Source organism: Enterobacter sp. HNDS-6 (genome assembly GCF_039850505.1).
GTDB classification, from domain to species: Bacteria; Pseudomonadota; Gammaproteobacteria; order Enterobacterales; family Enterobacteriaceae; genus Enterobacter; species Enterobacter kobei.
Map to the genome: position 1 here is coordinate 1,537,097 of NZ_CP156673.1, position 24,795 is coordinate 1,561,891.

The 24,795-nt window shown below is 51.8% G+C and carries 30 protein-coding genes; 13 read left to right on the plus strand and 17 right to left on the minus strand.

Going from position 1 to position 24,795, the window contains the following annotated elements; translation table 11 throughout:
- Positions 1-29: 29 nt before the first annotated feature.
- A complete protein-coding gene (locus ABFI50_RS07225; RefSeq protein ID WP_282376375.1) occupies positions 30-401 on the minus strand; it encodes a hypothetical protein in 372 nt (123 codons plus the stop codon).
- Positions 398-1,819, minus strand: a complete 1,422-nt coding sequence (locus ABFI50_RS07230; protein ID WP_201404906.1) for a peptidoglycan-binding domain-containing protein — start codon at positions 1,817-1,819, stop codon at positions 398-400. The genes ABFI50_RS07225 and ABFI50_RS07230 overlap by 4 nt, the downstream gene beginning before the upstream one ends.
- 201 nt (positions 1,820-2,020) lie before the next feature.
- Here ABFI50_RS07230 and gspC point away from each other — a divergent pair, with 201 nt between their 5' ends.
- From gspC to ABFI50_RS07290, 12 genes are read left to right on the plus strand one after another with little or no spacing between them, the layout of a single operon-like run.
- A complete protein-coding gene (gene gspC, locus ABFI50_RS07235) occupies positions 2,021-2,836 on the plus strand; it encodes a type II secretion system protein GspC (protein WP_080021214.1) in 816 nt (271 codons plus the stop codon).
- Entirely contained in the window at positions 2,837-4,822 is a 1,986-nt protein-coding gene (gene gspD, locus ABFI50_RS07240) for a type II secretion system secretin GspD (protein ID WP_342860078.1), read from the plus strand.
- The gene (gspE, locus tag ABFI50_RS07245; RefSeq protein ID WP_087529698.1) at positions 4,819-6,294 is read left to right on the plus strand and encodes a type II secretion system ATPase GspE; all 1,476 of its coding nucleotides are present in this window, start codon (positions 4,819-4,821) and stop codon (positions 6,292-6,294) included. Before gspD ends, gspE begins: the two co-directional genes overlap by 4 nt.
- Positions 6,291-7,490 carry a type II secretion system inner membrane protein GspF gene (gene gspF / locus ABFI50_RS07250; protein WP_014885474.1) on the plus strand — a complete coding sequence of 400 codons (1,200 nt, stop codon included), beginning with the start codon at positions 6,291-6,293 and terminating at the stop codon, positions 7,488-7,490. The genes gspE and gspF overlap by 4 nt, the downstream gene beginning before the upstream one ends.
- A 9-nt stretch (positions 7,491-7,499) precedes the next feature.
- The gene (gene gspG, locus ABFI50_RS07255) at positions 7,500-7,943 is read left to right on the plus strand and encodes a type II secretion system major pseudopilin GspG (protein WP_014885475.1); all 444 of its coding nucleotides are present in this window, start codon (positions 7,500-7,502) and stop codon (positions 7,941-7,943) included.
- A 2-nt stretch (positions 7,944-7,945) separates the two neighbouring features.
- On the plus strand, positions 7,946-8,446 hold the full coding sequence (gene gspH / locus ABFI50_RS07260; RefSeq protein ID WP_041163071.1) for a type II secretion system minor pseudopilin GspH: 501 nt from the start codon (positions 7,946-7,948) through the stop codon (positions 8,444-8,446).
- Positions 8,443-8,811, plus strand: a complete 369-nt coding sequence (gene gspI, locus ABFI50_RS07265) for a type II secretion system minor pseudopilin GspI (RefSeq protein WP_014885477.1) — start codon at positions 8,443-8,445, stop codon at positions 8,809-8,811. The genes gspH and gspI overlap by 4 nt, the downstream gene beginning before the upstream one ends.
- The gene (locus tag ABFI50_RS07270; protein WP_014885478.1) at positions 8,804-9,385 is read left to right on the plus strand and encodes a prepilin-type N-terminal cleavage/methylation domain-containing protein; all 582 of its coding nucleotides are present in this window, start codon (positions 8,804-8,806) and stop codon (positions 9,383-9,385) included. Before gspI ends, ABFI50_RS07270 begins: the two co-directional genes overlap by 8 nt.
- Positions 9,382-10,341 (plus strand): type II secretion system minor pseudopilin GspK, encoded by a 960-nt coding sequence (gene gspK, locus ABFI50_RS07275; protein ID WP_014885479.1) that lies wholly within the window; start codon positions 9,382-9,384, stop codon positions 10,339-10,341. Before ABFI50_RS07270 ends, gspK begins: the two co-directional genes overlap by 4 nt.
- Complete coding sequence (gspL, locus tag ABFI50_RS07280; RefSeq protein WP_282376394.1) at positions 10,274-11,482, plus strand: type II secretion system protein GspL; 1,209 nt, start codon at positions 10,274-10,276, stop codon at positions 11,480-11,482. The genes gspK and gspL overlap by 68 nt, the downstream gene beginning before the upstream one ends.
- On the plus strand, positions 11,475-11,948 hold the full coding sequence (gene gspM / locus ABFI50_RS07285) for a type II secretion system protein GspM (protein ID WP_014885481.1): 474 nt from the start codon (positions 11,475-11,477) through the stop codon (positions 11,946-11,948). The genes gspL and gspM overlap by 8 nt, the downstream gene beginning before the upstream one ends.
- Before the next feature lie 58 nt (positions 11,949-12,006).
- On the plus strand, positions 12,007-12,729 hold the full coding sequence (locus ABFI50_RS07290) for an A24 family peptidase (RefSeq protein ID WP_158008930.1): 723 nt from the start codon (positions 12,007-12,009) through the stop codon (positions 12,727-12,729).
- Positions 12,730-12,763: 34 nt separating this feature from the next.
- On the opposite strand, the gene bfr is transcribed toward ABFI50_RS07290, so the two are convergent.
- The 11 genes from bfr to fkpA all read right to left on the minus strand — a co-directional run bounded on the left by bfr (position 12,764) and on the right by fkpA (position 20,970).
- Complete coding sequence (gene bfr, locus ABFI50_RS07295) at positions 12,764-13,243, minus strand: bacterioferritin (RefSeq protein WP_014885483.1); 480 nt, start codon at positions 13,241-13,243, stop codon at positions 12,764-12,766.
- A gap of 72 nt (positions 13,244-13,315) precedes the next feature.
- Positions 13,316-13,510: a bacterioferritin-associated ferredoxin gene (bfd, locus tag ABFI50_RS07300; RefSeq protein WP_008503493.1), complete on the minus strand. Its 195-nt coding sequence runs from the start codon at positions 13,508-13,510 to the stop codon at positions 13,316-13,318.
- 179 nt (positions 13,511-13,689) lie between these two features.
- Complete coding sequence (gene tuf / locus ABFI50_RS07305; protein ID WP_014171903.1) at positions 13,690-14,874, minus strand: elongation factor Tu; 1,185 nt, start codon at positions 14,872-14,874, stop codon at positions 13,690-13,692.
- Positions 14,875-14,943: 69 nt separating this feature from the next.
- Complete coding sequence (fusA, locus tag ABFI50_RS07310) at positions 14,944-17,058, minus strand: elongation factor G (RefSeq protein WP_014885485.1); 2,115 nt, start codon at positions 17,056-17,058, stop codon at positions 14,944-14,946.
- A 96-nt stretch (positions 17,059-17,154) separates the two neighbouring features.
- Entirely contained in the window at positions 17,155-17,625 is a 471-nt protein-coding gene (gene rpsG / locus ABFI50_RS07315) for a 30S ribosomal protein S7 (RefSeq protein ID WP_003861706.1), read from the minus strand.
- A 96-nt stretch (positions 17,626-17,721) separates the two neighbouring features.
- Positions 17,722-18,096, minus strand: a complete 375-nt coding sequence (gene rpsL / locus ABFI50_RS07320; RefSeq protein ID WP_000246815.1) for a 30S ribosomal protein S12 — start codon at positions 18,094-18,096, stop codon at positions 17,722-17,724.
- A 124-nt stretch (positions 18,097-18,220) separates the two neighbouring features.
- On the minus strand, positions 18,221-18,508 hold the full coding sequence (gene tusB, locus ABFI50_RS07325; RefSeq protein ID WP_014885486.1) for a sulfurtransferase complex subunit TusB: 288 nt from the start codon (positions 18,506-18,508) through the stop codon (positions 18,221-18,223).
- 7 nt (positions 18,509-18,515) lie between these two features.
- Positions 18,516-18,875, minus strand: a complete 360-nt coding sequence (tusC, locus tag ABFI50_RS07330; RefSeq protein WP_014885487.1) for a sulfurtransferase complex subunit TusC — start codon at positions 18,873-18,875, stop codon at positions 18,516-18,518.
- A complete protein-coding gene (tusD, locus tag ABFI50_RS07335; protein WP_014885488.1) occupies positions 18,875-19,261 on the minus strand; it encodes a sulfurtransferase complex subunit TusD in 387 nt (128 codons plus the stop codon). Before tusD ends, tusC begins: the two co-directional genes overlap by 1 nt.
- Positions 19,261-19,983 (minus strand): transcriptional regulator, encoded by a 723-nt coding sequence (locus ABFI50_RS07340; protein WP_014885489.1) that lies wholly within the window; start codon positions 19,981-19,983, stop codon positions 19,261-19,263. Before ABFI50_RS07340 ends, tusD begins: the two co-directional genes overlap by 1 nt.
- A gap of 165 nt (positions 19,984-20,148) precedes the next feature.
- Positions 20,149-20,970: an FKBP-type peptidyl-prolyl cis-trans isomerase gene (gene fkpA, locus ABFI50_RS07345; RefSeq protein WP_023331457.1), complete on the minus strand. Its 822-nt coding sequence runs from the start codon at positions 20,968-20,970 to the stop codon at positions 20,149-20,151.
- A 237-nt stretch (positions 20,971-21,207) separates the two neighbouring features.
- Here fkpA and ABFI50_RS07350 point away from each other — a divergent pair, with 237 nt between their 5' ends.
- On the plus strand, positions 21,208-21,426 hold the full coding sequence (locus ABFI50_RS07350) for a protein SlyX (protein WP_008503009.1): 219 nt from the start codon (positions 21,208-21,210) through the stop codon (positions 21,424-21,426).
- A 51-nt stretch (positions 21,427-21,477) separates the two neighbouring features.
- On the opposite strand, the gene slyD is transcribed toward ABFI50_RS07350, so the two are convergent.
- The 4 genes from slyD to kefG all read right to left on the minus strand — a co-directional run bounded on the left by slyD (position 21,478) and on the right by kefG (position 24,736).
- Complete coding sequence (gene slyD / locus ABFI50_RS07355) at positions 21,478-22,068, minus strand: peptidylprolyl isomerase (protein WP_014885491.1); 591 nt, start codon at positions 22,066-22,068, stop codon at positions 21,478-21,480.
- A 94-nt stretch (positions 22,069-22,162) separates the two neighbouring features.
- The gene (locus ABFI50_RS07360; protein ID WP_003861689.1) at positions 22,163-22,363 is read right to left on the minus strand and encodes a YheV family putative zinc ribbon protein; all 201 of its coding nucleotides are present in this window, start codon (positions 22,361-22,363) and stop codon (positions 22,163-22,165) included.
- A gap of 13 nt (positions 22,364-22,376) precedes the next feature.
- Positions 22,377-24,182: a glutathione-regulated potassium-efflux system protein KefB gene (gene kefB, locus ABFI50_RS07365; RefSeq protein WP_014885492.1), complete on the minus strand. Its 1,806-nt coding sequence runs from the start codon at positions 24,180-24,182 to the stop codon at positions 22,377-22,379.
- Positions 24,182-24,736: a glutathione-regulated potassium-efflux system ancillary protein KefG gene (gene kefG, locus ABFI50_RS07370; protein WP_021242220.1), complete on the minus strand. Its 555-nt coding sequence runs from the start codon at positions 24,734-24,736 to the stop codon at positions 24,182-24,184. The genes kefB and kefG overlap by 1 nt, the downstream gene beginning before the upstream one ends.
- Between the last annotated feature and the right edge of the window lie 59 nt (positions 24,737-24,795).

Below are 24,795 nucleotides of genomic sequence, written 5' to 3' on the forward strand. Positions count from 1 at the left end.
AATAACCAACCTTTTGCAAGACACGTACACTACTGGTCAATATCTGCTATCGCCTGCTTAACACGCGCTTCAAGATCGCCCTTTTCTCCGGCAGCAACCGGATGCGCAGCGTCGCTTTCCTCCGACACACTAACATCCGTCTCTTCCACCGGCACCGGCACCGGCAAGGGACGCTTCTTATAGATATAGTGCTCCTCAGAAAGCCGATAATGCTGAGGCTCTGGTGATGAAGACGTGTGCAGAGCAATCCCGCGGTACAGGTAATACCCGACGACCGCGCAACCCACACTATATAAAAGCCAGTACAATGCGATGCATATCCCCGCCCAAAGCGTGCGCGGCATATCTGGCCGGACAAAGCGTACTTTGGGCTGCAAAGAGGTTTCCGTTTGCTCGCTCATATCGTCCCTCTTTCCTGAATCAACGTTGGACTTTCACCCAGGGATTGCCATAGCCTGATAAGTGACAACTGTCCCATCACACCATCGACTTTAATCTTATTTTGCGCCTGAAACTGGCGGACCTTCTCAGTTAGCAGCGAACTCCATTCTCCCGTCCCTTCCGCCTCGACATTCAGCACGCGGCTCAGCATCGTATCAAGCCAGACAATGTCATCGGTGCTACTCTTCTTTGTTATGCTTGCGTTGCCGTCGGGCGATGGCTTCCACATTCGCGTCACATTCCCTGTCCAGACATGGCTGAACCATGCCTTATCAAGGATCCATGTTTGATTTCCTGACAGCACGGTAAGCGTGTTCTCTCCTCCCCCGATCACGACGACAGGGAAACTGGCGCTATCAACTTCCAGGGTGGCGACCCAGGGAAGTCCGTCAGACAACAGTGTTTCAAGCGTTTCGGTGCCGGAAAGGCAGGCCATCCCGCCCCGGTATGCCTGATCGCACCAGGCTTCCCCTTTGTCTACCTCATACCCCCAGACGCTAAACAGTAAACTGAGCGATTCATTGGTAGACATCGTCTCTGCCATCAGTCGCGCATGAGTTGAGACAGGTCTTGAGAATTCTACAGGAAGCAACGTTGTGAGCGGTGGCAGCCAGCGGGAAAGAGGCCTGGCGAAGTATGCGCCTCCTCCACCACATAACACCGTTAACACCAACAGCAGCAACCAGGTTACGCCCTGACGGCCCGGTGCGGGCAGGTAACGCAACGCCTCACGCTGAAGAGAAGCGTCAATAATAGAGGCGGGGTGTTCCTCCCCCTCCATCTTATTACGACGAATAACCCCTCCCAGTCGTGCGGCAAGATGAAGATTGCCATCGCAACGTCTCATGCATCGTCTGATAAATTGTTCCGGAAGAGTGTTGGTTGTCTCAGGGCCAATGCCTGCATGAGAGGAGATCACCTTGCGGTAATCTTTACTGTCCGGCGCGGGTATCTCAAACCATACGGGCTGTAATACCCGTAACTCGCGCTGCTGACGACGGTTGAATATCCCTGTAAGTAGCAATCGGGCTTGCGGCATCATGGTCATAAACGCCAGAATCGTTGAAACAAGCCCCTTTGAGATTCGGTGTCCATCTTCCAGGACAAACAGCGGCATACTGCCGTGTGTCACGGTCCCCGCGCTGTACAGTTCCTCCCAGAGCTTCTCAACAGGGAATATTTTTCCCGCCAGACTGTTATCCGTCTGCGAATCCGCAATAATCACCCACTCCCACAGGTAACCTTTTCGGTTCAAAGGGCTGATGGTGAGCGCGCGATAAGGCCACGCGCTAATCACCCCTTGCGCAAGCACACTTTTTCCTGACCCTTTACCGCCCTGTAATATTAGCCATTGTTCCTGAATTAACGTGGAAAACATGCTGTCCCGAATCAGACAATGCCGCGTAGTATAAAAAGTATTTAGCTCATCCATGAATAGCCGCATTACCTCGAAAATTATTCTATTCCTAAAACAGGGATATATATTGCATATGACTTGCTGCGTGCCAATGACTGATTATATTATGACGGACTTAAACAAGAAACACGTTCACTCTTAGTCATTCTTAAAAGTGATTTCATGGCAACCATCTCTCCCTTAGTGAAAAATGCGTTATCGTATCGCACCCTGAGCCTTATGATTATATTGACTAGCGCTATGGGTATCTTTATCTTCATTTACTCAGCATATATACAGTGGGGTAATAACAAAGCGTCGCTGATTAATGAGGATATCATCACGCCATTGAATAACTTTAATGAAAAATATAAATGGAATTTATCATCTTCAGCCAATAATCGCATTGACGCGCCCCCATTAGTGAGCGGCAACGTAGATACTCTGTCCCATATCCATTTAAGCGGTATTATTCATAGTTCGGATAAATTATCGTCCCGGGCCATTCTGCAGGAAGGGGGGGAACAGAATGTCTATTCTATTGATGATGTGCTTAAATCATCCAACAGCACGCGCATCATTGATATCACTAAGAACCAGGTGTTTTTCTCCTCAGACGGAAACACCGCGCAACTTACGCTGCTTACCGAACTGACGCCACCTGCCGCAACGCCAGAAAAAGTGAACGAGCAGCCGGCACCAACAGATGTCACATTGTCAGATTTTATTGAAGCGATTCCTGTTGTCGATAAAAATGTCTTGCGAGGATTGCGCCTTTTACCTCGCGGTAATACAGAATTATTTTCACGGACAGCCATTGCACCTGGTGACATTGCTATTCAGCTTAACAATATGTCTTTAACGCAACAGGTGAATATACCCCAGGCGCAGGAGGCACTTACACATCTTCAGACGGCTCAGATTACCCTCTTGCGAAATGCATCACCAAAACTAATTAATGTTGCCGTTCAACAATTCCAGGACGGTCAGGATAAATAAATGGATGGAACCTCCGCAAGCCAGCGACTGAAAGCGCTTTCGCTGTTTTTTTTGCTCATCGCCACCGCTAAGCCCGGATATTCAGCTGATTACACGGCGAATTTTAACGGTGCGGACATTCAAACGTTTGTCAACATCGTGGGACAAAACATGGGGAAAACGATTCTGATTGATCCCGATGTTAAAGCATCCATTTCCGTCAGAAGCGTAGATACCTTTAATAAAGAGGAATACTATCAATTTTTCCTGAGCGTACTCGACCTTTATGGCTTTTCACTTATCACTCTTGATAATGGCCTGCTGAAAGTCGTGCGTTCAGAAACCGTGAAAAATCTTCCAGGAAAGCTTACCAGTAATACGCAACCCGGCAAGGGTGATGAACTGGTGACACGTATTGTTTCTCTGGAAAATGTTCCAGCGCGATCGCTGTCTCCTCTGCTTCGTCAAATGCTCGATGGCGGTAATGTCGGTAACGTCTCGCATTATGAGCCCTCTAATGCGCTGGTCATTACCGGCAAAGCATCAACCGTCAATCGCATGCTGGAAGTCATTAAACGTGTCGATGTCATGGGTGACGAGCAAGAGCAAATTATCCCGCTGAAATATGCTTCCGCAGTCGATCTTGCCGATGTCCTCAACACGCTGTCGCGTGAGAACGCAAAAGAGGCACAACCTGCGACACTCCAGACGCACATCGTTGCCGATAAAAGAAGCAATGCGCTGATTATCAGAGGCTCAGAACGCGCCCGCGCAAGAATTACTGAGTTGGTAAAACGTCTTGATACCCAGGAGCAAGGGCAAGGAAACACGCGGGTATGGTACCTGAAATATGCCAAAGCGGATAAGCTTGTTGACGTTTTAACCGGTGTCACACAAAAACTGAAAGATGGCAAAAGTGGCACAACCAATACGGCAACCAGCAGTAGCCGCGATATCTCTATTACTGCAGATGAACAAACCAACTCACTGGTTGTGACCGCCGATCAGGGTATTCTCCAGCAACTCGATGAGGTTATCGCTAAGCTGGATATTCGTCGTGCACAGGTTCTGGTGGAAGCGATTATCGTTGAAGTGCAGGACGGTAAAGGTCTGAACCTGGGTGTACAGTGGGCTCAGAAAAACGTTGGTGGACAACAGTTTACCAAAACTGGCCTGCCAATCTTTAACGCGGCACAGGGCGTGGGTGAATTTAAAGCAAACGGAGGGATCACCAGCGATAACCCAGCTTACAACCTCTTCAGTAATTATAACGGCCTTGCGGCAGGTTTTTTCAACGGCGACTGGGGGGTGCTCCTCACAGCACTCAATACCGACAACAAAAACGACATCCTGTCTACGCCCAGCATCGTTACGCTTGATAATAAAGAAGCAGCCTTCAACGTCGGGCAGGATGTGCCCGTACTTTCCGGTTCCCAGACGACCTCCGGCGATAATATTTACAATACCGTCGAGCGTAAGACGGTGGGGACCAAGTTAAAAGTCACCCCGCAGATTAACGAGGGTGATTCTGTTCTGATGGAGATCGAGCAAGAGGTTTCCAGCGTCGACACATCGACAAGCTCTTCCTCGCTCGGCCCAACCTTCAACACCCGAACAATACAGAATGCCGTCCTGGTGAAAAGTGGCGAAACCGTTGTGCTTGGCGGTTTAATGGATGACGCCAGTAAGCAAGAAGTTTCAAAAGTTCCCCTACTGGGCGATATCCCTTTGGTGGGACAGCTTTTCCGCTACACATCCAATGAGAAAAGCAAACGTAACCTGATGGTCTTTATCCGCCCGACCATTATCAGAGACGATGAGGTCTATCGTTCACTCTCACGTGAGAAATACACCAATTTCAAAGATCTGCAAAAAGAGAGACGAGAAAAGCAAAGTGAAACACTGATTAACGTCGACAACATCAAAGAGCTTGAAGATCGGGCTTTTAATAATGCACCGGCAACACCGGACGCCAAAAATCCGTTCAGGGAAGGTCGAACGGAATGAGTCAGCACGCATGGAAAAAAGCGCAGCGCTATGGCATTGCCTTACAAGGAGAGACTCTCTTCTACTCGACAGATGCCACACTTGAGCATCTGCTCGAGTTCGCATCCGTTGCGCCAGAGTGCACCTGTTTTACCCGGCTCCCCCCGCAGCAGTTTGCCGAAAAGCTAGAACTTATTTACCAACAGAACAGCGGGTCAGCCCAGTTAATTGCCGAAGATATTAATAACTCGGACGATCTCAATACTCTCTCTGAAGAGATCCCAACGAATGAAGATCTGCTGAACGAGCAGTCGGACGCGCCGGTTATCAGGCTTATTAATGCCGTGCTCAGCGAAGCAATTAAAGAACACGCCTCAGATATTCATATTGAAGTGTTTGAAAAAGCGATGAGTATCCGCTTCCGGGTTGATGGCATCTTGCGCCCGGTGGTTCAGCCGAATAAAAAACTGGCGGCCTTACTCATCTCACGTATCAAAATCATGGCCAAACTGGATATTGCCGAAAAAAGGCTGCCGCAGGATGGACGCATTACCTTAAAAATTGGTCAGCGAAATGTGGATGTCCGTGTGTCGACGCTCCCGTCGCAGCATGGCGAACGTGTTGTTCTGCGTCTGTTGGATAAAAGTAGTCTGCGCTTATCCATCGATAAACTGGATATGTCAGCGGCAGACACACACAGTCTGAAGAATCTGCTTGCCCTTCCCCACGGTATTATTCTGGTCACGGGGCCAACGGGCTCCGGGAAAAGCACCACGCTCTACGCCATTCTCTCCGCGCTAAATAGCCCCGAACGCAATGTGCTTACGGTAGAGGACCCAATTGAATACGAACTGGAAGGTATCGGACAAACCCAGGTTAATAGCCGCGTAGATATGTCATTTTCCCGCGGACTACGCGCTATTTTACGTCAGGATCCTGATGTCGTCATGGTAGGAGAAATTCGCGATAACGAAACCGCTCAAATTGCGGTTCAGGCTTCTTTGACCGGGCATCTGGTGCTTTCCACTCTCCACACCAATAGCGCGTGCGGTGCCGTAACGCGATTACGGGATATGGGCGTTGAGCCGTTCCTTCTCTCTTCCTCGCTCGTTGGGGTGATTGCCCAACGTCTGGTCAGACGGCTATGCCCTCACTGTAAAACGGCTCACGCCGTGCGGCCTCAGGAGCAACAGCTCCTGCAAGCCCATGGGATTAATGCATCTCATCTCTGGCAAGCAAAGGGTTGCACCGCTTGCAGACAAAGCGGCTATCAGAGGCGCATGGCTATCCATGAACTGCTGCTCGCCACACCAGAACTGCGTGACGCTATTCACAATGAGCGCCATGAAAGGCAGTTGGAAGAGATCCAGCGTCGTCATCACCTCAGCCTGCTGGCAAACGGTCTTCGCGTAGCGGCAGAAGGGATGACCTCACTTGAAGAAATTCTGCGGGTGACCTCTGAAGGTCAGACTCCAGCGGATGGGCGCCAATGAAATTTCACTGGACGGCGACGGACGCGCGGGGAAACCGCCATACGGGGCTGAGTGAGGCCGCGAGTGAAAGAGAGATGGTCGCGCAGTTGCGTAGCCAGGGGTTATTACCGCAAACGCTAAAACGGCAGCGACCCAAGGTTGCCCTCAGGGCTTTTTCGACACGAATCAGCCACAGCGAATTAACGCTTTTTACGCGTCAGCTGGCGACGCTGATCGCCGCGGCGCTGCCGCTGGATGAAGCGCTCGCCGTTGTCCAACAGCAAAAAGAAAATAAAAAACTGGCCGACGTCATCACTTCTCTGCACCTCGCCGTTCTGGAAGGGCAGCCCCTCTCGGTGGCCATGCAAGCCCACCCTCGTCTGTTTGATACGGTCTTTTGCACCCTGGTAAAAGCGGGAGAGACGGTCGGCCAGCTGGGCGCCGTTCTTGAAAGGCTGGCCGAATATAATGAAGCACGCCAGCAAATGCGCAGCAAACTCACACAGGCGTTGGTCTATCCTGCTCTACTCACCACGGTCGCCATTCTGGTGGTTATCATTTTGCTTACCACGGTGGTACCGAAGGTCGCCGCGCAGTTCACTCATCTTAAGCACGAGCTACCGCTTTCCACCCGTACGTTACTGGCGATAAGTCACTTTCTGTCGACATATGGCCCCTGGATCGCACTGACGCTTATCTGTGGAGGAGCGCTGTTCTCTTTCTGGCTGAAGCGTGGAGAAAACCGACATCGCTTTCATCGCTGGCTCATCGCGTTTCGCATGACCTCCCCGCTGGTCTGCGCAATCAATAGCGCCCGTTATCTGCGCGCCCTAAGTATTCTCAATCGCAGCGGTATTCCCCTCCTGGAGGGGATGTCGCTTTCAGCAGAAGGTGTGGGCAACCGGGAGATAGGCCAGCGGCTCAGCGACGCAGCAGAAAGCGTACGTCAGGGAAATAGCATCAGTCAGTCACTGAAGCAGACGCAGATATTCCCTCCCATGATGATTTACATGATTGCTTCCGGGGAAAAAAGCGGTCAGCTCGGGGAACTCATGCAGCGTGCGACAAATAACCAGGAGGTGCAGCTGCAAAACCGCATTTCGCTGACCCTGGCGATTTTTGAACCGGCGCTGATTGTTGTCATGGCAGCGATCGTTTTGTTTATCGTTGTCTCGATCATGCAGCCCATCTTACAACTCAACTCATTGATGAATTAAGGAAAAATCATGGAAGCGCAGAAGAAGGAAAGGCAGCGTGGTTTCACGCTTATGGAATTGATGGTCGTCATCGTGATTATGGGGGTTCTGGCCAGCCTGGTGGTGCCTAACTTAATGGGCAATAAGGATCGGGCAGACCGGCAAAAAGCCGCCAGCGATATTATTGCTCTCGAAAATGCGCTGGATATGTACAAGCTGGATAATCATCGTTATCCCACAACAGAACAGGGCCTGGAGGCGCTTATTACCGCCCCAGCGCAAGCTCCCCGGGCTGAAAACTACAACCCGGACGGTTATATCCGCCGTCTGCCCGCCGATCCGTGGGGGAATGACTACATCCTGATTAGCCCGGGTGAGCATGGCGCGATCGATATCATGTCCACAGGTCCTGATGCTGAAACCGGCACCGAGGATGATATCCACAACTGGGATAACGATAAAAAGTCACGCTAAAAATGGCCCATCAGAAAGGATTCACACTGCTGGAAGTGATGCTGGTTATGGTCATCATCGCCCTGGCGGCAGCCGGCATTGTCGCTATGCAAAGTGACAGGCTGAGCGCTACCGGAAAGCTACTGCGGCAGATCGATGTCCTCAGACAGACAGTAAAATACATGTCAGACGTGGCGCTACTGGAAAAACATACTGTCGGCCTTCAGCTCACTACTGACGGCTGGCTTTTCTATGCACCGAAAAAGGATCGCACCGGTGAATGGCAGTGGCAGGAAATAGCAAACAATGACAATTTGCCGTTACGCGGCGATTGGGACGCACCGGCCAGGCCTGACGTGACACCCTCGTCGGAGGAGGCCAAACCGCAAATCGTCATCCTGCCCGATGGACAAGTCACTCCCTTTTCAGTGGTTTTCAACGCTGAAGATGGCGAAAAAATCGCCATCCTGCAATCACACGGCGCGCTGCCGCTTGAGGTCATTCGCTTTAAGGAACCGCAATGAAACAACAAAGCGGAATGCTGCTGCTTGAAGTCTTGCTGGCAATGGCTATTTTTGCGACCGCCATTATTGCACTCCTCACCAGTATGCAATGGCAGCTTTCAGCGCTGGAAACGTTAAAACAGGAAACGCTAGCGCTTTGGGTTGCAGACAACGTACTCGTGACCTCGACTTACGGACAACTCGCCGCCAAAGAGGGAGCCTCTTCTCAATTAAATGAGACCTTCTCCTGGCAACTGGTTGAAGGGAAACAAAGTTCGTCTCCTTTGCTTCAGAAAGAGGCCAGAGTGATAACGTCTGATGGCCGAACCCTCAGCCTGTTTTCCTGGTCTTCAGATAGTAAGAAAACGGAGGCAAAGCATGAGTAAAGTCCCCAACGGCTTTACGCTTCTGGAAGTGATGCTGGCGATCGTCATTTTCTCAACGCTCAGCTTTCTGGCCTCTCAGGTGTTCTCCCAGGCAACCGAACAGTACCAGCGAGCCAAGAAGACTGGCGATGATTTTGAGGCCATCCAGCACACCGTGCTCATGCTTGAAAATGATTTAATGCAGTATGTCCCGCGGAAAAACCGGCAAACACCGCTCCCCTTCTTGAGTGAAAAAGAGAGCGTAATTTTCACAACACAAACCCGGGATCCCGCAATGCCTTTTGGGGCAACGTTCGTTTTAACGACCGTCCACTGGTATATCGAAAACGACACATTATTCCGTGCAGTACGCTACTCATCCGACAGTGAAAAGGACGTGGCACCACAGCCCCTGCTGGATCATGTCTCCCATTTTTCTGCAACAATGACGCCAGCGGATGAAAAGAGCGTGTCAACGACAGCCACGATAACGCTGGAGCGTGACGGTAAAGCGGAAATAACCCGACACGTTGTCCTGCCCGGCTGGTTTCCGGAAAAAAAAGCCGCCAGCCAACCTGCAGGAGCGACGCAATGAACACGCAAAAAGGTTCTGCATTGCTGATCGTTTTAATGATTCTGGCGCTGATGGCTGCGCTGGCAGCAGAGATGACGATAAGTTTTCAGGTTCAGCTCCAGCGCACCCGGCGCATCAATGATAGCCTGCAGGGGAAATACGCTCTGCTCTACGCTGAAGCACTATCTATGGCACGTTTTCAGGAGAAGCCTCGAGACGTACTCACCCACTCGGAGAGTCCTGGCGACGACACCGACGTCAGCTGGCAGATAAACGATCTGCACCATTGCTACAACCTGAACGCACTGAAGAATACGCCGGAAGAACCACTGGCGACGCTACCGTATGAAATCAGCGTGTTTTATGCCCTACTGGAGAAGCTCGCCGTTGAAAAATACCGGGCAGAAGAGATCGCACAATCCATCGCAGACTACATCGATGATAACGACTCAACGCGCGTTAAAGGTGCAGAAGACGAATACTATCAGCATAGTCAGCCAGGCTACCTGACCGCCGGTCAGGTGCTCTTTTTACCCACAGAAGTGCGCAAAATTAAAGGGATGACTGACGCGCTTTATCAAAAACTCGCCCCTTTTATCTGCACCCGATTCAGCAGTGACCTCGCCATTAATATCAATACCCTTACTGAGCAGCAAGCGCCGCTTCTGGCAGCCCTCTTCCTCAACAATATCAGCTTGTCAGATGCAAAAATGCTCCTGAAAAAACGTCCTGTAAATGGCTGGGAAAAGGTAGAGGATTTTCTTTACCAGGCCCAACAGGATTTCAGCGCAGCAAAACCGCTGGTGGATTCGCTTAAAAAACAGATTACAACCAGCAGCAGTTATTTTTTGACCACATCCACGGTTCATGAGGGTGACCTTACCTTTGGTATGCGCACATTTTTCATTTATGACGAAAAAACTAAAACACTCAAACTCTATTTACGCCAGCTTACGGATGGCAGTAGCGAACAATAAAGCAGTTAACGCCCCTGCGACGAAACTGCTTATCCGGCTTTCTGGATCGACGCCGAATGCCCTTGAATGGGTGGAATATGATGGATGTGGCTACAGCCAGGTTCAGAGTCTGACAACAGAACAGTTGCCGGAGCTTGTCGCACGTCCGGCATCAGGATGCACTCATCTCGTTATTCCGGCCCAAAAGGCAACGAGCAGAATAATCGTCATCCCAGACGAAAATTACGAACTGACCGATCAAAAACTTCAGTGGCTTGCGGATGAAACACTGGACGAAGGCATGCCCTCGCTGCACTGGACGCTACTCTCTCGGGAGGGAACGCGAGTTTCCGTCATTGGCGTTGACGCCGACTGGCTTATGTCCCAACTTCGTCTCTTTGCCGGGGCTGGTTTTAACGTCACGCATGCGACGATTGACGCCCTTCGCTTGCCAACCTGTGAAAGCGGCTGGACGGTATTATCAGACAGCTGTGGATGGTTGCTCAGAACGCATGAGAACAGTGTTGCCCATTTGACAGAACCCTGGCTGGCACAGCTGCTAGCGCATTATCCCCCGCAAGAGGTTGTCAGCTACGGTCCACTGCCAGCTGGCCTTTCCGCGAAGGAAACGCGTCCCGCATGTCATAGTTTGATACTCCATCCACAGGAACCACCCGCTAACCTTTTGCACGGGAAAATGCGCCCGCCTGCCCCGCGCTCTTTCTGGTCCACCAATATCAAACGCGTGGCGCTTTGCAGTCTTCTCCTGTTAGCCGGGAGTGCGTGTCTGGCTCAGGCTGTCGTGTATTTGCAACTTCGGGAGTATGAAAAACAGCTGAGCCACACTCTGACGCAGCAATGGCAACGTTATATTCCAGAAAACAGGCATACCCGTAATCTGCGTACCTATTTACCCAGGCAGCTACAGCAACGATCGCCTGCCCCCTATTTGCTCTTACGACAGCTTCAGGCTCATCTGTCCGCTTTCCCGGAACTGGCGCTGGAAGGGGTGAGTTATAACCCGGCACGTAATGATTTACGTCTTTTTATTTCTACCCGCGATGAGCAACAGATCCAGGCGTTTTTAAATCAAAAACTGGCTGGCTACTCACTCAAAGTCGATAAACATGAACAGGGATTATGGACGATTCGAAATGATTAAACGCGCTCAGGAATGGTTTCACCAAAAAGATCCGCGTGAACAGCGGCTGCTACTCGCACTGCTTGTCTGCGGTGTCAGCATTCTTTTCTGGTTGGGGCTCTACCAGCCCCTGAAGCAGGCTACGGACACCATGCAATCCCGCTATGTTAAGGTACAACGCGATCTGCAGTGGTTGCAGAAACAGGTTTCGGCTGCAGCTCTTCTTCCGGAAAAGAGACCATCAGGCTCCCTGGAGAATCAGGTTAAAAGCAGTTTGCACATGCTGGGCACTGCCGCAAAACTCCAGCGCACCGATAGCGGAGAACTGACTGTATCGGCCGACGCTCTCAGGATGGACGCTTTTATGAACTGGCTGGCGGTGCTACAGGGAGACTACGGTCTGCGGATTGCGGAACTTGAATTCCACGCCAGTGAACAGGGTACGGACACTATAATCCTGACGCGCCTGACGCTCGGAGTGAAATAAAATGGATAGCTCACTGGTTACTCTGTTTCTCATCATTGGCCTGCTGTCAGGAACCGCAATGGGTATACTCACCTGGCGTTTGCCTGCCGAGATTTTACGACCGTCTTCGACAGGCGAGGCGGGTTCAACGTCAGAGTTTACGTTCTCTGGCTCCCGGTGCTGCCAGTGTCAAACCCCACTGTTCTGGTACGACACGGTTCCCCTGCTCGGCTGGATGCTTCTCAAAGGGAAATGTCGCCACTGCGGCCAGCCTGTTTCAACACGCTATCCCTTGCTGGAAGGGCTTTGTGCGATGATGGCCGTCATTTGCTATGCCCTCCATCCAGCATCAATGATAATGTCACTGGCGCTTTTTCTGTTCTTTTGGTTTGTACTCGCACTCAGCGTGATCGATCTGCAGCATTACCTTTTACCCGACAAGCTCACGCTACCGTTACTGTGGGTTGGCCTGTTGTTTAATGCCTTTTTTGGCCCTGTTTCCTCCCAGGACGCCATTGTGGGTGCCGCTGCCGGCTATTTAATTCTGTGGCTGCTCTACTGGCTGGTCCGCTTAATCTGTCACAAAGAAGGGATCGGTTACGGGGATTTCAAGATGCTTGCGGCAGTGGGCGCCTGGTGCGGCTGGCGAGAGGTACCCGTGATCCTTTACGTAGCGTCAATCGCAGGGATCTTTTACGGGCTTCTGCTGTGGGTAAAAAAAGGGCATTTCGGTGACCCGATACCTTTCGGTCCGGCACTGGCACTGAGCGGCTGGGGCTGTTTCTGCTGGGCAACGCTGTGAGGAGGCAGGAAGGAGGGTTTCCTTCCTGTATCAACTACTCTTTTTCTTCGCGGATTTGCGCCTGCAGATAGTTTTGAATACCCAGCTTATCGATCAAATCCAACTCAGTTTCCAGCCAGTCTATATGGCCTTCTTCATCGGCAAGGATCTCAATCATCATGTCACGGCTGACATAATCAAAAACGCTGTCGGCATAGGCAATGGCTTCACGGAGATCTTTGGCACCTTCAAGTTCCAGCCTGAGGTCGGAACGTAGCATCTCCTCGACATCTTCACCGATGCCCAGCTTGCCGAGATCCTGCAGGTTTGGAATACCTTCAAGGAATAAAATGCGCTCGATATATTTATCGGCGTGTTTCATCTCATCTATAGATTCATGGTACTCAACGTCGTTCAGACGTTTAAGTCCCCAGTTTTTGAACATTCTCGCGTGAAGAAAGTACTGGTTGATTGCGACAAGCTCATTTCCCAATAATTTATTGAGATAACTTATGATTTTAACATCACCTTTCATTATATAGTCCCTCCGCTTCCACTCATTGAAGCGTAGATCGGGCTACGGGGATGTCAAAAAAAAGATGGGCGCTTACGCGATCTCTTTGTATTCCGGGATCTGCATCAACTCGTCCTGCATGATCTCACGTGCAGCACGTACACATTTACCGCATTGATTTCCAACCGGAACAAATTTGCGAAGCTGCTGAAATGACTGTGGCTGAAACTGGCGAACGGCCTGACGTATTTTTTTGTCGCTTACACCATTACATAAACAAACGTACATAGAGACTCCCGTTCAAATTATGCGCAAAGTGTAAGTGAGAATGGTTATGATTACAATAGCACAAACGCCAGAATACGGGGCGGGTGCAGGCAAAAAATGCGAAAGTTTGTGACAACACCTGAGCAGCATAAAACAAAAAAGGACGCCGAAGCGTCCTTTTTTAATTCGGGGATAATTAATTAGCCCAGAACTTTAGCAACAACGCCCGCGCCAACGGTACGGCCGCCTTCACGGATTGCGAAACGCAGACCGTCGTCCATCGCGATTGGGTGGATCAGAGTCACAACCATCTTGATGTTGTCGCCTGGCATTACCATCTCAACGCCTTCTGGCAGTTCGATGGTACCGGTCACGTCAGTTGTACGGAAGTAGAACTGTGGACGGTAGCCTTTGAAGAACGGAGTATGACGGCCGCCTTCGTCTTTGGACAGGATGTACACTTCAGATTCGAACTTGGTGTGTGGCTTGATTGAGCCTGGCTTCGCCAGAACCTGACCACGTTCGATTTCTTCACGTTTGATACCACGCAGCAGAACACCAACGTTCTCACCGGCACGGCCTTCGTCCAGCAGTTTGCGGAACATTTCAACGCCAGTACAGGTAGACTTCGCAGTCTCTTTGATACCAACGATTTCAACTTCTTCACCAACTTTGATGATACCGCGCTCTACACGACCGGTAACAACGGTACCACGACCGGAGATGGAGAATACGTCTTCGATTGGCAGCAGGAATGGCTTGTCAATCGCACGCTCTGGTTCTGGGATGTAAGAATCCAGGAAGCCAGCCAGTTCGATGATTTTCTCTTCCCACTCTGCTTCGCCTTCCAGCGCTTTCAGCGCGGAACCACGAACGATTGGGGTGTCGTCGCCTGGGAAATCGTACTGAGACAGCAGTTCACGAACTTCCATCTCTACCAGTTCCAGCAGCTCTTCGTCATCAACCATGTCGCACTTGTTCAGGAACACGATGATGTAAGGAACGCCTACCTGACGACCCAGCAGGATGTGCTCACGAGTCTGAGGCATTGGGCCGTCAGTCGCAGCAACAACCAGGATCGCGCCGTCCATCTGCGCAGCACCGGTGATCATGTTTTTAACATAGTCGGCGTGGCCTGGGCAGTCTACGTGTGCGTAGTGGCGAGTCGGGGTGTCATATTCAACGTGAGAAGTGTTGATGGTGATACCACGAGCTTTTTCTTCTGGTGCGTTATCGATCTGGTCGAATGCACGAGCAGCACCGCCGTAGGTTTTAGCCAGAACGGTAGTGATTGCAGCAGTCAGGGTAGTTTTACCATGGTCAACGTGGCCGATAGTACCAACGTTAACGTGCGGTTTTGTACGTTCAAATTTTTCTTTAGACACGGCTATATTCCTTACTATAGTGCTCTCCCCTTCGGAGAGAGCACGGGACTTAGGTTTTAATCCTGTGGATTACTTACCACGGGCTTCAATAACGGCCTGAGCAACGTTGTTAGGCGCATCATCATACTTCAGGAATTCCATGGTGTATGATGCACGACCTTTGGTCAGAGAACGCAGCTGAGTTGCATATCCGAACATTTCAGACAGCGGAACTTCAGCGTGGATCTTAACGCCAGTTACTTCAGATTCCTGACCACGCAGCATACCGCGACGACGGCTCAAGTCACCGATAACGTCACCGGTGTTCTCTTCAGGAGTTTCTACTTCAACCTTCATGATTGGCTCAAGCAGAACTGGTTTTGCTTTCTTAAAGCCTTCTTTAAAGGCAATAGACGCAGCCAGTTTAAACGCCAGTTCAGAGGAGTCAACGTCGTGGTAAGAACCGAAGTGCAGACGGATACCCATGTCAACAACCGGATAGCCAGCCAGAGGGCCCGCTTTCAGCTGTTCCTGGATGCCTTTATCAACGGCTGGGATGTATTCGCCAGGAATTACACCACCTTTGATGTCGTTGATGAACTCGTAACCTTTCGGGTTAGAGCCCGGCTCCAGTGGGTACATGTCGATCACAACGTGACCGTACTGACCGCGACCACCAGACTGCTTAGCGTGTTTACCTTCAACATCGGTAACTTTCGCGCGAATCGCTTCGCGGTAAGCAACCTGAGGTTTACCCACGTTCGCTTCAACGTTGAATTCACGCTTCATACGGTCAACGATGATGTCCAGGTGCAGTTCACCCATACCAGCGATGATGGTCTGGTTAGATTCTTCATCAGTCCATACGCGGAATGATGGGTCTTCTTTCGCCAGACGGCCCAGAGCCAGACCCATTTTTTCCTGGTCAGCTTTGGTTTTTGGTTCAACCGCGATGGAGATTACCGGCTCTGGGAATTCCATACGCTCCAGAATGATCGGGTGATCCGGGTCACACAGGGTGTCACCAGTGGTCACGTCTTTCAGACCGATAGCTGCAGCGATGTCGCCCGCACGAACTTCTTTGATCTCTTCACGTTTGTTAGCGTGCATCTGTACGATACGGCCAAAACGCTCACGCGCCGCTTTCACGGAGTTCAGGATGGTGTCACCGGAGTTAACCACACCAGAGTAAACGCGGAAGAAGGTCAGGTTACCCACGAATGGGTCGGTAGCAATTTTGAACGCCAGTGCAGAGAACGGCTCGTCGTCGCTTGCGTGACGCTCAGCCGGAGTATCTTTACCGTCGTCCAGGATGCCGTTGATCGCAGGAACGTCAACCGGGGATGGCAGGTAGTCAACTACCGCATCCAGCATCGCCTGAACACCTTTGTTCTTGAACGCAGAACCACAGGTTACCAGGATGATTTCGTTGTTCAGAACACGCTGACGCAGAGCTTTTTTGATCTCTTCTTCAGTCAGTTCTTCACCACCCAGGTATTTCTCCATCAGCTCTTCAGAAGCTTCAGCAGCGGATTCGATCAGGTTCTGGTGCCATTCGTCAGCCAGGTCCTGCATCTCAGCCGGGATGTCTTCGTATTCGAAGGTCACGCCCTGGTCTGCATCGTTCCAGTTGATGGCTTTCATTTTCACCAGGTCGATAACGCCGGTGAAGCCTTCTTCAGCACCAATTGCCAGCTGCAGCGGAACAGGGTTCGCGCCCAGACGGGTTTTGATCTGACCAACAACTTTCAGGAAGTTAGCACCCATACGGTCCATTTTGTTAACGAACGCGATGCGTGGAACTTTATATTTGTTCGCCTGACGCCATACGGTTTCAGACTGTGGCTGAACACCACCAACTGCGCAATAAACCATTACCGCGCCGTCGAGCACACGCATGGAACGTTCTACTTCGATGGTGAAGTCAACGTGCCCTGGGGTGTCGATGATGTTTACGCGATGCGGTTCGTACTGCTTAGCCATACCTGACCAGAATGCAGTAGTCGCTGCGGAGGTGATAGTGATACCACGCTCCTGCTCCTGTTCCATCCAGTCCATGGTGGCTGCGCCGTCATGAACTTCACCGATTTTATGGTTTACACCGGTGTAGAACAGAATACGTTCGGTAGTAGTGGTCTTACCGGCGTCGATGTGCGCACTGATACCGATGTTACGGTAGCGTGCGATGGGTGTTGTACGAGCCATTTGATTCCTCGTTTGTTTCTTTAGGCGTTCAGTTAAGTTACCCAGAGCGGGCGGCTTCTCTGAAGCGCCCGCCTGGTGACTAATACTCCGAAGGGATTACCAACGGTAGTGTGCGAACGCCTTGTTGGCTTCTGCCATACGGTGAACGTCTTCACGTTTCTTAACTGCAGTACCTTTGTTTTCTGCAGCATCAGAAAGTTCGTTCGCCAGACGCAGAGCCATGGATTTATCACCGCGTTTACGAGCAGCTTCAACGATCCAACGCATTGCCAGAGCATTACGACGAACCGGACGAACTTCAACTGGAACCTGATAGGTAGAACCACCAACGCGGCGGGACTTAACTTCTACAGTTGGGCGAACGTTGTCGAGAGCGACTTCGAAAGCTTCCAGTTCATTTTTACCAGAACGCTGAGCCAGGGTCTCAAGCGCGCTGTATACGATGGCTTCTGCAGTAGATTTTTTACCATCTACCATCAGGATATTTACAAATTTTGCCAGCAGTTCTGATCCGAACTTCGGATCTGGAAGAATTTTACGCTGACCAATGACGCGACGACGTGGCATGGGAATACTCCGTTGTTAATTCAGGATTGTCCAAAACTCTACGAGTTTAGTTTGACATTAAGATAAATCAGTTTGGCCTTACTTAACGGAGAACCATTAAGCCTTAGGACGCTTCACGCCGTACTTGGAGCGAGCCTGCTTACGGTCTTTAACACCTGAGCAGTCCAGCGCACCACGAACGGTGTGGTAACGAACACCCGGAAGGTCTTTAACACGACCGCCACGGATCAGGATCACGGAGTGCTCCTGCAGGTTGTGACCTTCACCACCGATGTAGGAAGTCACTTCGAAACCGTTAGTCAAACGCACACGGCATACTTTACGCAGTGCGGAGTTTGGTTTTTTAGGAGTGGTGGTATATACACGAGTACATACACCACGTTTCTGCGGGCAGGCTTCCAGCGCAGGCACGTTGCTCTTTGCAACTTTGCGTGCGCGTGGTTTGCGTACCAGCTGGTTAACTGTTGCCATTAAATAGCTCCTGGTTTTAGCTTTTGCTTCGTAAACACGTAATAAAACGACCTCATACAATATGAGGACGCGAAATTTTAGGGCTACGTCGAAAAGGTGTCAAGAAATATACAGCGATCTCGGATCACCAGTTCATTTGACTGGCGTGCGTCACAGTAAGATTGACGAAATCAGTATAGCCAACCACGTCAATTTTGGCTGAAATTTGACCAGAAAGACCTCGCGCGTCCAGATCGTCCTTCAGCGCAGAGACTGTTATGGGGGCATTCGTGAGAATTTCAACGAAACGACTGCCTTCCAGAGCGGCAAGCACGCCGTCCTGAATGAGCAGCAAATCATCACCTTCGCGCAGCATGCTCAACAGTGTGTCGATATCACATTGCCACGGTGAATGGCTCAGAATATGGAGCATGGCGGCCTCAGAACGTCAAAACGGTGTCGTAGTGGGAAAGGTGTTCACGCAGATCAGAGGAAGGTAAGAGCGTCACATCCAGCACAAAAGACGACTTATCACTCAAACCGCGCGCCGTTAAGGAGTCGGCACAGACATAGCAGGTTTCGATATCGTACAGCGGCAGCACTTTGAAGGTTGCGATGTAATCGCGCGCCAGGATGGCCTGCGGCTGTTGGCCCGCGAGCAGTTGAAACACCCCGTCCCCCAGAAAAAAGACGCCGATATCTTCTGTTAATGCCGATGTCGCAAGTAACGCATCCAGCCCTTCGCGGCCCGAGGCGCTACCGTGCGGTGCAGAAGTAAAAACAAATGCCACGCGCTTCATCAGAATTGCACCACTCTGTCGCAGGTTAGCGCCGCCTGAGCCAGCTCGCCCAGACCACTCAACGAAAAACCAGGCTGAAGGTTAGCGCCCGATAACCCCAGGCGATCGGCTTCGGTTGCATCCGTCACGCCGCGACGCAGTGCCGCCGCCACGCAGATGTTCAGCTCAACGCCCTGCTTTTCATTTAACGCCTGCCACGCGCGGACCAGATCAAACTCATCGCTCGCCGGTGACGTAAACTGGTTCGCGTTATACACCCCTTCCCGATAGAAAAAGACGCTCGCCAGTTCATGTCCGGCCGCCAGTAGCGCATGCGCAAACTGCAGCGCGCTGCTGGCCTGCTGAGTGCCGTACGCCGGGCCTGTCACCATTAACGCAAAACGCATTACTTATCTTGCCCTACGAAGTCGCCACTTTTGAACTGGCGGATGTAGAGGTAGACCGTATGCTTGGAGATATTCAGACGATCGGCCACCTGGTTAATGGCGTCTTTGATATCAAAAATCCCTTTCTCGTAGAGATTGAGTACGATCTGACGATTTTTGGCATTGTTCGAGACGTTGCGATCGGCATTCACCTCTTCAATCGTAAACTCAAGCGTTTGAGTCACCAGATCTTCTACGGAGGAGGCAAAGTTAACGGAGGAGCCAACGTCTGGCGTTTCAGGCGGAATAAAGGTGCTCATGATCTGCGAGAAAGGCACATCAAGGTTCATGTTGATGCACAGCAGTCCAATCACACGATGTTCGCGGTTTCGAATCGCGATAGTTTCTGATTTCATCAGCACGCCGCTTTTGGCGCGGGTGAAATAACATTTGGAGACGCTGCTGTCCGCGCCGGTCATGTCATGCAACATACGCAATGCAAGGTCGGTGATTGGCGAACCAATTTTACGGCCGGTATGCTCACCATTAGCAATGCGGATGGCGGAACACTTCAGATCTTGCAGGGAGTGCAATACGATTTCGCAGTGGGAACCAATGAGCATCGCTAACCCGTCCACCACCGCCTCATAGGATTTAAGAATATCGAAGTCGGTCTGGTCAAAAGGACGTTGATCCAGCAAATCAAGTTCACTGGTTTCGTTGGTTAAAAGCGACCTGGACATGAAAAAAACACTCCTTTTCAGGAGCCTGTCGTTAGGTTTTCAGGGCAGGCTCATTATCTACACGGACAACTAAATTAATACAGCGTACCAGACGCTTTCCAGTGTTAATTATATCTGCCCCGCAATAAAAAAACCGCCGCCTTAAAGGCGGCGGTTTTTATTACATTACTTCTTAGCGTCTGTCGCAGCTTTCTGATCTGCCTGCGCTTCCGGTTTCGCATCCGCTTTCGGTGCTGGTTTAATGTCCAGCAGCTCTACGTCGAAGACCAGCGTGGAGTTAGCCGGGATACCCGGAACGCCCGTTTTGCCGTAGGCCAGATCCGGTGGAATAACCAGCTTGATCTTGCCGCCTTTCTTGATGTTTTTCAGGCCTTCAGTCCAGCCAGGGATCACACCGTCCAGACGGAAGGAGAGCGGCTCACCGCGGGTGTAAGAGTTATCGAACTCTTTACCGTCGATCAGCGTACCTTTGTAGTTTACGACAACAGTATCGCTGTCTTTCGGCGCATCACCGGTGCCTTCTTTCTCAACTTTGTACACCAGGCCAGTAGAGGAGGTCTTCACACCCTTCTCTTTAGCAAAGGTATCGCGGTAGGCTTTGCCTTTCGCTTCGTTGTCTTTCGCGTCCGCTTCCATCTTGGTCTGAGCGGCACCCTTCACGCGTGCTTCGAACGCCTGCAGCGTCTGCTCAATTTCCTGGTCAGACAGCTTGCTCTTATCCGCAAATGCGTCCTGTACGCCTGCGATCAGCTGGGCTTTATCCAGTTTGATGCCCAGTTTCTCTTGTTCTTTCAGAGAGTTTTCCATGTAACGACCCAGAGATGCGCCCAGTGCGTAGGCGGATTTCTGGTCGTCATTTTTGAACGCCGCTTTGCTGTCTGCAGTGGCAGCAGGCTTCGCAGCAGTATCAGCAGCGAATGACAGCGGCGCGTTCAGCGCAACAGCCATCGTCGTCGCCAGCAGCGTTACTTTAAACAGTGATTTCATCCATATCTCCAGGGCCTGGGGACTCTCACCCCAGCGTTAAACGTAAATGAGTGACGTACTATAAAACGTTGCAGAAGAAATCTACAGACAGACACTCCCAATTCTCACCACTTTTCAGACTATTTTTGTTTAAATAAGTTTCTTGCCAGCGGGATAGAGACTGCACTTAAGGATAAACTCAGTTAAACTGCGCCGCCGCTGGACCATCAGGTAAATCAGACATAAACGAGGTGAATGATGAAGGATACAACGATAGAAGCGAGAATGGCTGAGCTGGAAAGCCGCCTGGCTTTTCAGGACATCACCATCGAAGAACTAAACCAGACCGTCACAGCACATGAACTCGAAATGGCGAAGCTGCGGGATCACATGCGTCTGCTGACGGAAAAGCTAAAGGCAACGCAGCCGTCAAACATTGCCTCTCAGTCTGAAGAGACACCACCACCTCATTATTGAGGCGTAAAAAAAGCGGGGTTCCCCCGCTTTTTTATTTTCCGCTTAGCGGAATTAGTGGCAACCGCAGCCGCCGTTACCGCAACCACCTTTGCCATGGTCATGACCATGGTCGTGATCGTGGCCGTGACCACCGCAGCAGCCGTCGTGGCCGTGATCGTGGTCATGGTCGTGACCGTGCGCACCGTGAACGTGGCCATGAGCCAGCTCTTCTTCGGTCGCTTCACGGATCGCAACAACTTCTACGTTGAACTTCAGGTTCTGGCCAGCCAGCATGTGGTTGCCGTCAACCACAACGTGGTCGTCTTCAACTTCAGTGATTTCAACAGGCACTGGACCCTGGTCAGTTTCAGCCAGGAAGCGCATGCCAACCTGCAGTTCGTCAACGCCCATGAATACGTCTTTAGGAACGCGCTGAACCAGGTTGTCGTCATACTGACCGTAAGCGTCGTTCGCGCCGACAGCAACGTCGAATTTGTCGCCAACTTCATGACCTTCCAGCGCAGTTTCCAGGCCGGAAATCAGGGAACCGTGGCCATGCAGGTAGTCCAGCGGCGCACTCACCGGAGACTCATCAACCAACACACCGTCTTCTGTACGTACCTGATAGGCCAGGCTGACCACCAGGTCTTTTGCTACTTTCATGATATCTCCTGAGCGTGGGAAAATTGCTGGCGCAGATTGTAGCGGAAATCTGCACCCGTGTACCCTTTAGCTTAAAAAAACTCAGGGCATATCGCTAGTCCGGATGAAAAATGCCGATCACTTGCTCTTCTTTGCGAACATGATCGCGGGCCTCTTTATCGGCCTCACGCATCTGGTGACCACACTTAACACACTCAACGATATCAATATTATTTTCTCGCCACATCGCCAGAGTATCTTGCGCCTGGCAGGACGGGCATTTTGCACCTGCGATAAAGCGTTTACGGACAGCCATCTTTCGTTACCCTTTATTCAAATTCATCCCAGCCATCAAGCTGGCGTCGTTCCTGTTGCATCTCTCGCTGGAAGATCTCCTCCAGCTCGCGACGCGCTTCCCGCACGCGGGAGATCTGCGCCGTGTCGGTATGTACCGGCATCAGTTCGCGCAGCATTCGCATATCCAGCCGACGGAAGTGCATCTGGGCACGTTGCGCCTGATGAGGATGCATGCCCAGCGAGATCAACGCCTTACGGCCTAACTCCAGCGCACTGGAGAACGTCTCACGGGAGAAGTGTTTCACACCCGCCTGCAACAATTCGTGAGCCTCAACACGTCCCCGGGCACGCGCCAGTATATGCAGGTGCGGGAAGTGCTGTTGACACAGCTCCACCAGTTTCATCGTGTCTTCCGGATCGTTACAGGTGATCACGATGGACTCGGCGGCCTCAGCGCCCGCCGAGCGCAGCAGCTCAAGCTGGGTCGCGTCGCCGTAATAAACCTTGTAGCCATATTTACGCATCAGGTTAACCGCACTGATATCGCGTTCCAGCACCGTAATGCGCATCTTATTCGCCATCAACAGGCGACCAATCACCTGCCCGAAGCGGCCAAAGCCCACCACTATCACCTGGGGTTTATCGTCTTCTACCCATGGCGCTTCATCTTCATCGTCCGTCGGGTTTAAGCGGCGCGACAGCAGTTTATCCACCAGCTTCATCAGCAGCGGCGTGGTCATCATCGACAGCGTCACCGTCACCAGCAGCAGCGCCATCTGATCGTCCTTAAACAGCTTCTGAGAGGACGCGGCGGAAAACAGCACAAACGCGAACTCTCCCCCCTGGCTTAACACGCTGGCAAACTGCATACGTTCCGAACTGCGCAACCCGTAAATACGCGCCATGACGTACAGCACCAGCATTTTCACCGCCACCAGGATGGCGACGCTGACCACAACCCAGAGCAGATGGGTATAAAGTACACCGAGATTGAGCGCCATCCCCACCGAAATAAAGAACAACCCTAACAGCAGCCCTTTGAAGGGATCGATGGCAATTTCCAGTTCGTGACGATACTCGCTCTCCGCCAGCAGCACCCCGGCGATAAAAGTACCCAGCGCCATTGATAGCCCCAGCGCGTCCATAAACAGCGCCGAGCCAAGCACCAGCAACAGCGTCGCAGCGGTAAACACTTCACGCACGCCCGATGCGGCAATAAAGCGGAACACCGGACGCAACAGGAAGCGTCCGCCAATCAGCATGCCCGCAAAAGCCAGCACCTTCATGGAAATCTTTGCCCAGTCGAAGCTATCGTCGCCAGAACCCGCCAGCAGCGGCACCAGCGCCAGCGCCGGGATCACCGCTAAATCCTGAAACAGCAGCACCGAAAAGCCCAGTTGCCCGGCTTCATTGCGGTTCATCCCTTTGTCGCGCATCAGCTGCAACGCCATCGCCGTCGACGACATGGCGAGACCAATCCCGCCAATCACCGCGGCCTGCCAGGAAAAGTGGGTCAGCATTAGCAGGCCAGCCAGAATCGCGGCGCTGAACAACACCTGCGCGGCACCCACGCCAAAGATAGAGCGTCGGAGCTGCCACAATTTAGAGGGATTCAGTTCCAGACCGATGATGAACATCAGGAACACCACGCCTAGCTCGGAGAAATGGAGAATTTCATCCACATCGCTGATGAATCCCAGTCCCCAGGGACCAATGGCGATCCCCGCGAGCAAATATCCCAGTACCGCACCGATGCCGAGACGGGCGGCAAGCGGAACCGCGACGACGGCCGCAAATAAAAACAGTACCCCGGCGAGGAGCAAATTCGATCCTTCCATTAACGACCTCCTGCCGGAATCGGCGATGCCAGCCACTCGCCATAGGCTCTGGCGTGGCTGGCCAGTTCTTTCGGATCCTGACGCCGTGCCCAGTAGACAATGATCGGGCTCATCCAGTGCATACGGCACATCGCCGCCGTCAGCTCGAATGGCCGCAGGATATCGCTCATCGGATAACGGTTCAGCCCGTCGTGACGGTAAGCACTTTCGGGTTCACCGGTGGTGATCACGCTGCGCCAGTACTTTCCCGCCAGCTGGTTTCCCCCCACCCCACTGGAGAAGCCGCGGCTCAGCACGCGGTCCAGCCACTCTTTCAGCAGTGCCGGACAGCTATAGGTGTAAAGCGGGTGTTGGAACACAATCACGTCATGCTGACGCAGCAGTTCCTGCTCGTACGGAATATCAATAAAGAAATCAGGATAGTGCGCGTAGAGATCGTGCACCGTAACGTTACTGAGCTGTGTGGCCGGCTTAAGCAGCACCCGGTTCGCCACCGAGTCCTGAGATTCCGGATGGGCATACAGCAGCAGCACTTTCGCTGTCTGAGACATCATTCCCCTCCCGGTCGTGTTTCTGTTTTTGTGTATCGTTGTTGTTTTGGGCTACCATGGCG

Coding starts and splice junctions, on each gene's coding strand:
- ABFI50_RS07225 (WP_282376375.1), bottom strand. CDS start 401: ATGAGCGAGCAAACGGAAACCTCTTTGCAGCCCAAAGTACGCTTTGTC.
- ABFI50_RS07230 (WP_201404906.1), bottom strand. CDS start 1,819: ATGTTTTCCACGTTAATTCAGGAACAATGGCTAATATTACAGGGCGGT.
- gspC (WP_080021214.1), top strand. CDS start 2,021: ATGGCAACCATCTCTCCCTTAGTGAAAAATGCGTTATCGTATCGCACC.
- gspD (WP_342860078.1), top strand. CDS start 2,837: ATGGATGGAACCTCCGCAAGCCAGCGACTGAAAGCGCTTTCGCTGTTT.
- gspE (WP_087529698.1), top strand. CDS start 4,819: ATGAGTCAGCACGCATGGAAAAAAGCGCAGCGCTATGGCATTGCCTTA.
- gspF (WP_014885474.1), top strand. CDS start 6,291: ATGAAATTTCACTGGACGGCGACGGACGCGCGGGGAAACCGCCATACG.
- gspG (WP_014885475.1), top strand. CDS start 7,500: ATGGAAGCGCAGAAGAAGGAAAGGCAGCGTGGTTTCACGCTTATGGAA.
- gspH (WP_041163071.1), top strand. CDS start 7,946: ATGGCCCATCAGAAAGGATTCACACTGCTGGAAGTGATGCTGGTTATG.
- gspI (WP_014885477.1), top strand. CDS start 8,443: ATGAAACAACAAAGCGGAATGCTGCTGCTTGAAGTCTTGCTGGCAATG.
- ABFI50_RS07270 (WP_014885478.1), top strand. CDS start 8,804: ATGAGTAAAGTCCCCAACGGCTTTACGCTTCTGGAAGTGATGCTGGCG.
- gspK (WP_014885479.1), top strand. CDS start 9,382: ATGAACACGCAAAAAGGTTCTGCATTGCTGATCGTTTTAATGATTCTG.
- gspL (WP_282376394.1), top strand. CDS start 10,274: ATGACGAAAAAACTAAAACACTCAAACTCTATTTACGCCAGCTTACGG.
- gspM (WP_014885481.1), top strand. CDS start 11,475: ATGATTAAACGCGCTCAGGAATGGTTTCACCAAAAAGATCCGCGTGAA.
- ABFI50_RS07290 (WP_158008930.1), top strand. CDS start 12,007: ATGGGTATACTCACCTGGCGTTTGCCTGCCGAGATTTTACGACCGTCT.
- bfr (WP_014885483.1), bottom strand. CDS start 13,243: ATGAAAGGTGATGTTAAAATCATAAGTTATCTCAATAAATTATTGGGA.
- bfd (WP_008503493.1), bottom strand. CDS start 13,510: ATGTACGTTTGTTTATGTAATGGTGTAAGCGACAAAAAAATACGTCAG.
- fusA (WP_014885485.1), bottom strand. CDS start 17,058: ATGGCTCGTACAACACCCATCGCACGCTACCGTAACATCGGTATCAGT.
- rpsG (WP_003861706.1), bottom strand. CDS start 17,625: ATGCCACGTCGTCGCGTCATTGGTCAGCGTAAAATTCTTCCAGATCCG.
- rpsL (WP_000246815.1), bottom strand. CDS start 18,096: ATGGCAACAGTTAACCAGCTGGTACGCAAACCACGCGCACGCAAAGTT.
- tusB (WP_014885486.1), bottom strand. CDS start 18,508: ATGCTCCATATTCTGAGCCATTCACCGTGGCAATGTGATATCGACACA.
- tusC (WP_014885487.1), bottom strand. CDS start 18,875: ATGAAGCGCGTGGCATTTGTTTTTACTTCTGCACCGCACGGTAGCGCC.
- tusD (WP_014885488.1), bottom strand. CDS start 19,261: ATGCGTTTTGCGTTAATGGTGACAGGCCCGGCGTACGGCACTCAGCAG.
- ABFI50_RS07340 (WP_014885489.1), bottom strand. CDS start 19,983: ATGTCCAGGTCGCTTTTAACCAACGAAACCAGTGAACTTGATTTGCTG.
- fkpA (WP_023331457.1), bottom strand. CDS start 20,970: ATGAAATCACTGTTTAAAGTAACGCTGCTGGCGACGACGATGGCTGTT.
- ABFI50_RS07350 (WP_008503009.1), top strand. CDS start 21,208: ATGAAGGATACAACGATAGAAGCGAGAATGGCTGAGCTGGAAAGCCGC.
- slyD (WP_014885491.1), bottom strand. CDS start 22,068: ATGAAAGTAGCAAAAGACCTGGTGGTCAGCCTGGCCTATCAGGTACGT.
- ABFI50_RS07360 (WP_003861689.1), bottom strand. CDS start 22,363: ATGGCTGTCCGTAAACGCTTTATCGCAGGTGCAAAATGCCCGTCCTGC.
- kefB (WP_014885492.1), bottom strand. CDS start 24,182: ATGGAAGGATCGAATTTGCTCCTCGCCGGGGTACTGTTTTTATTTGCG.
- kefG (WP_021242220.1), bottom strand. CDS start 24,736: ATGATGTCTCAGACAGCGAAAGTGCTGCTGCTGTATGCCCATCCGGAA.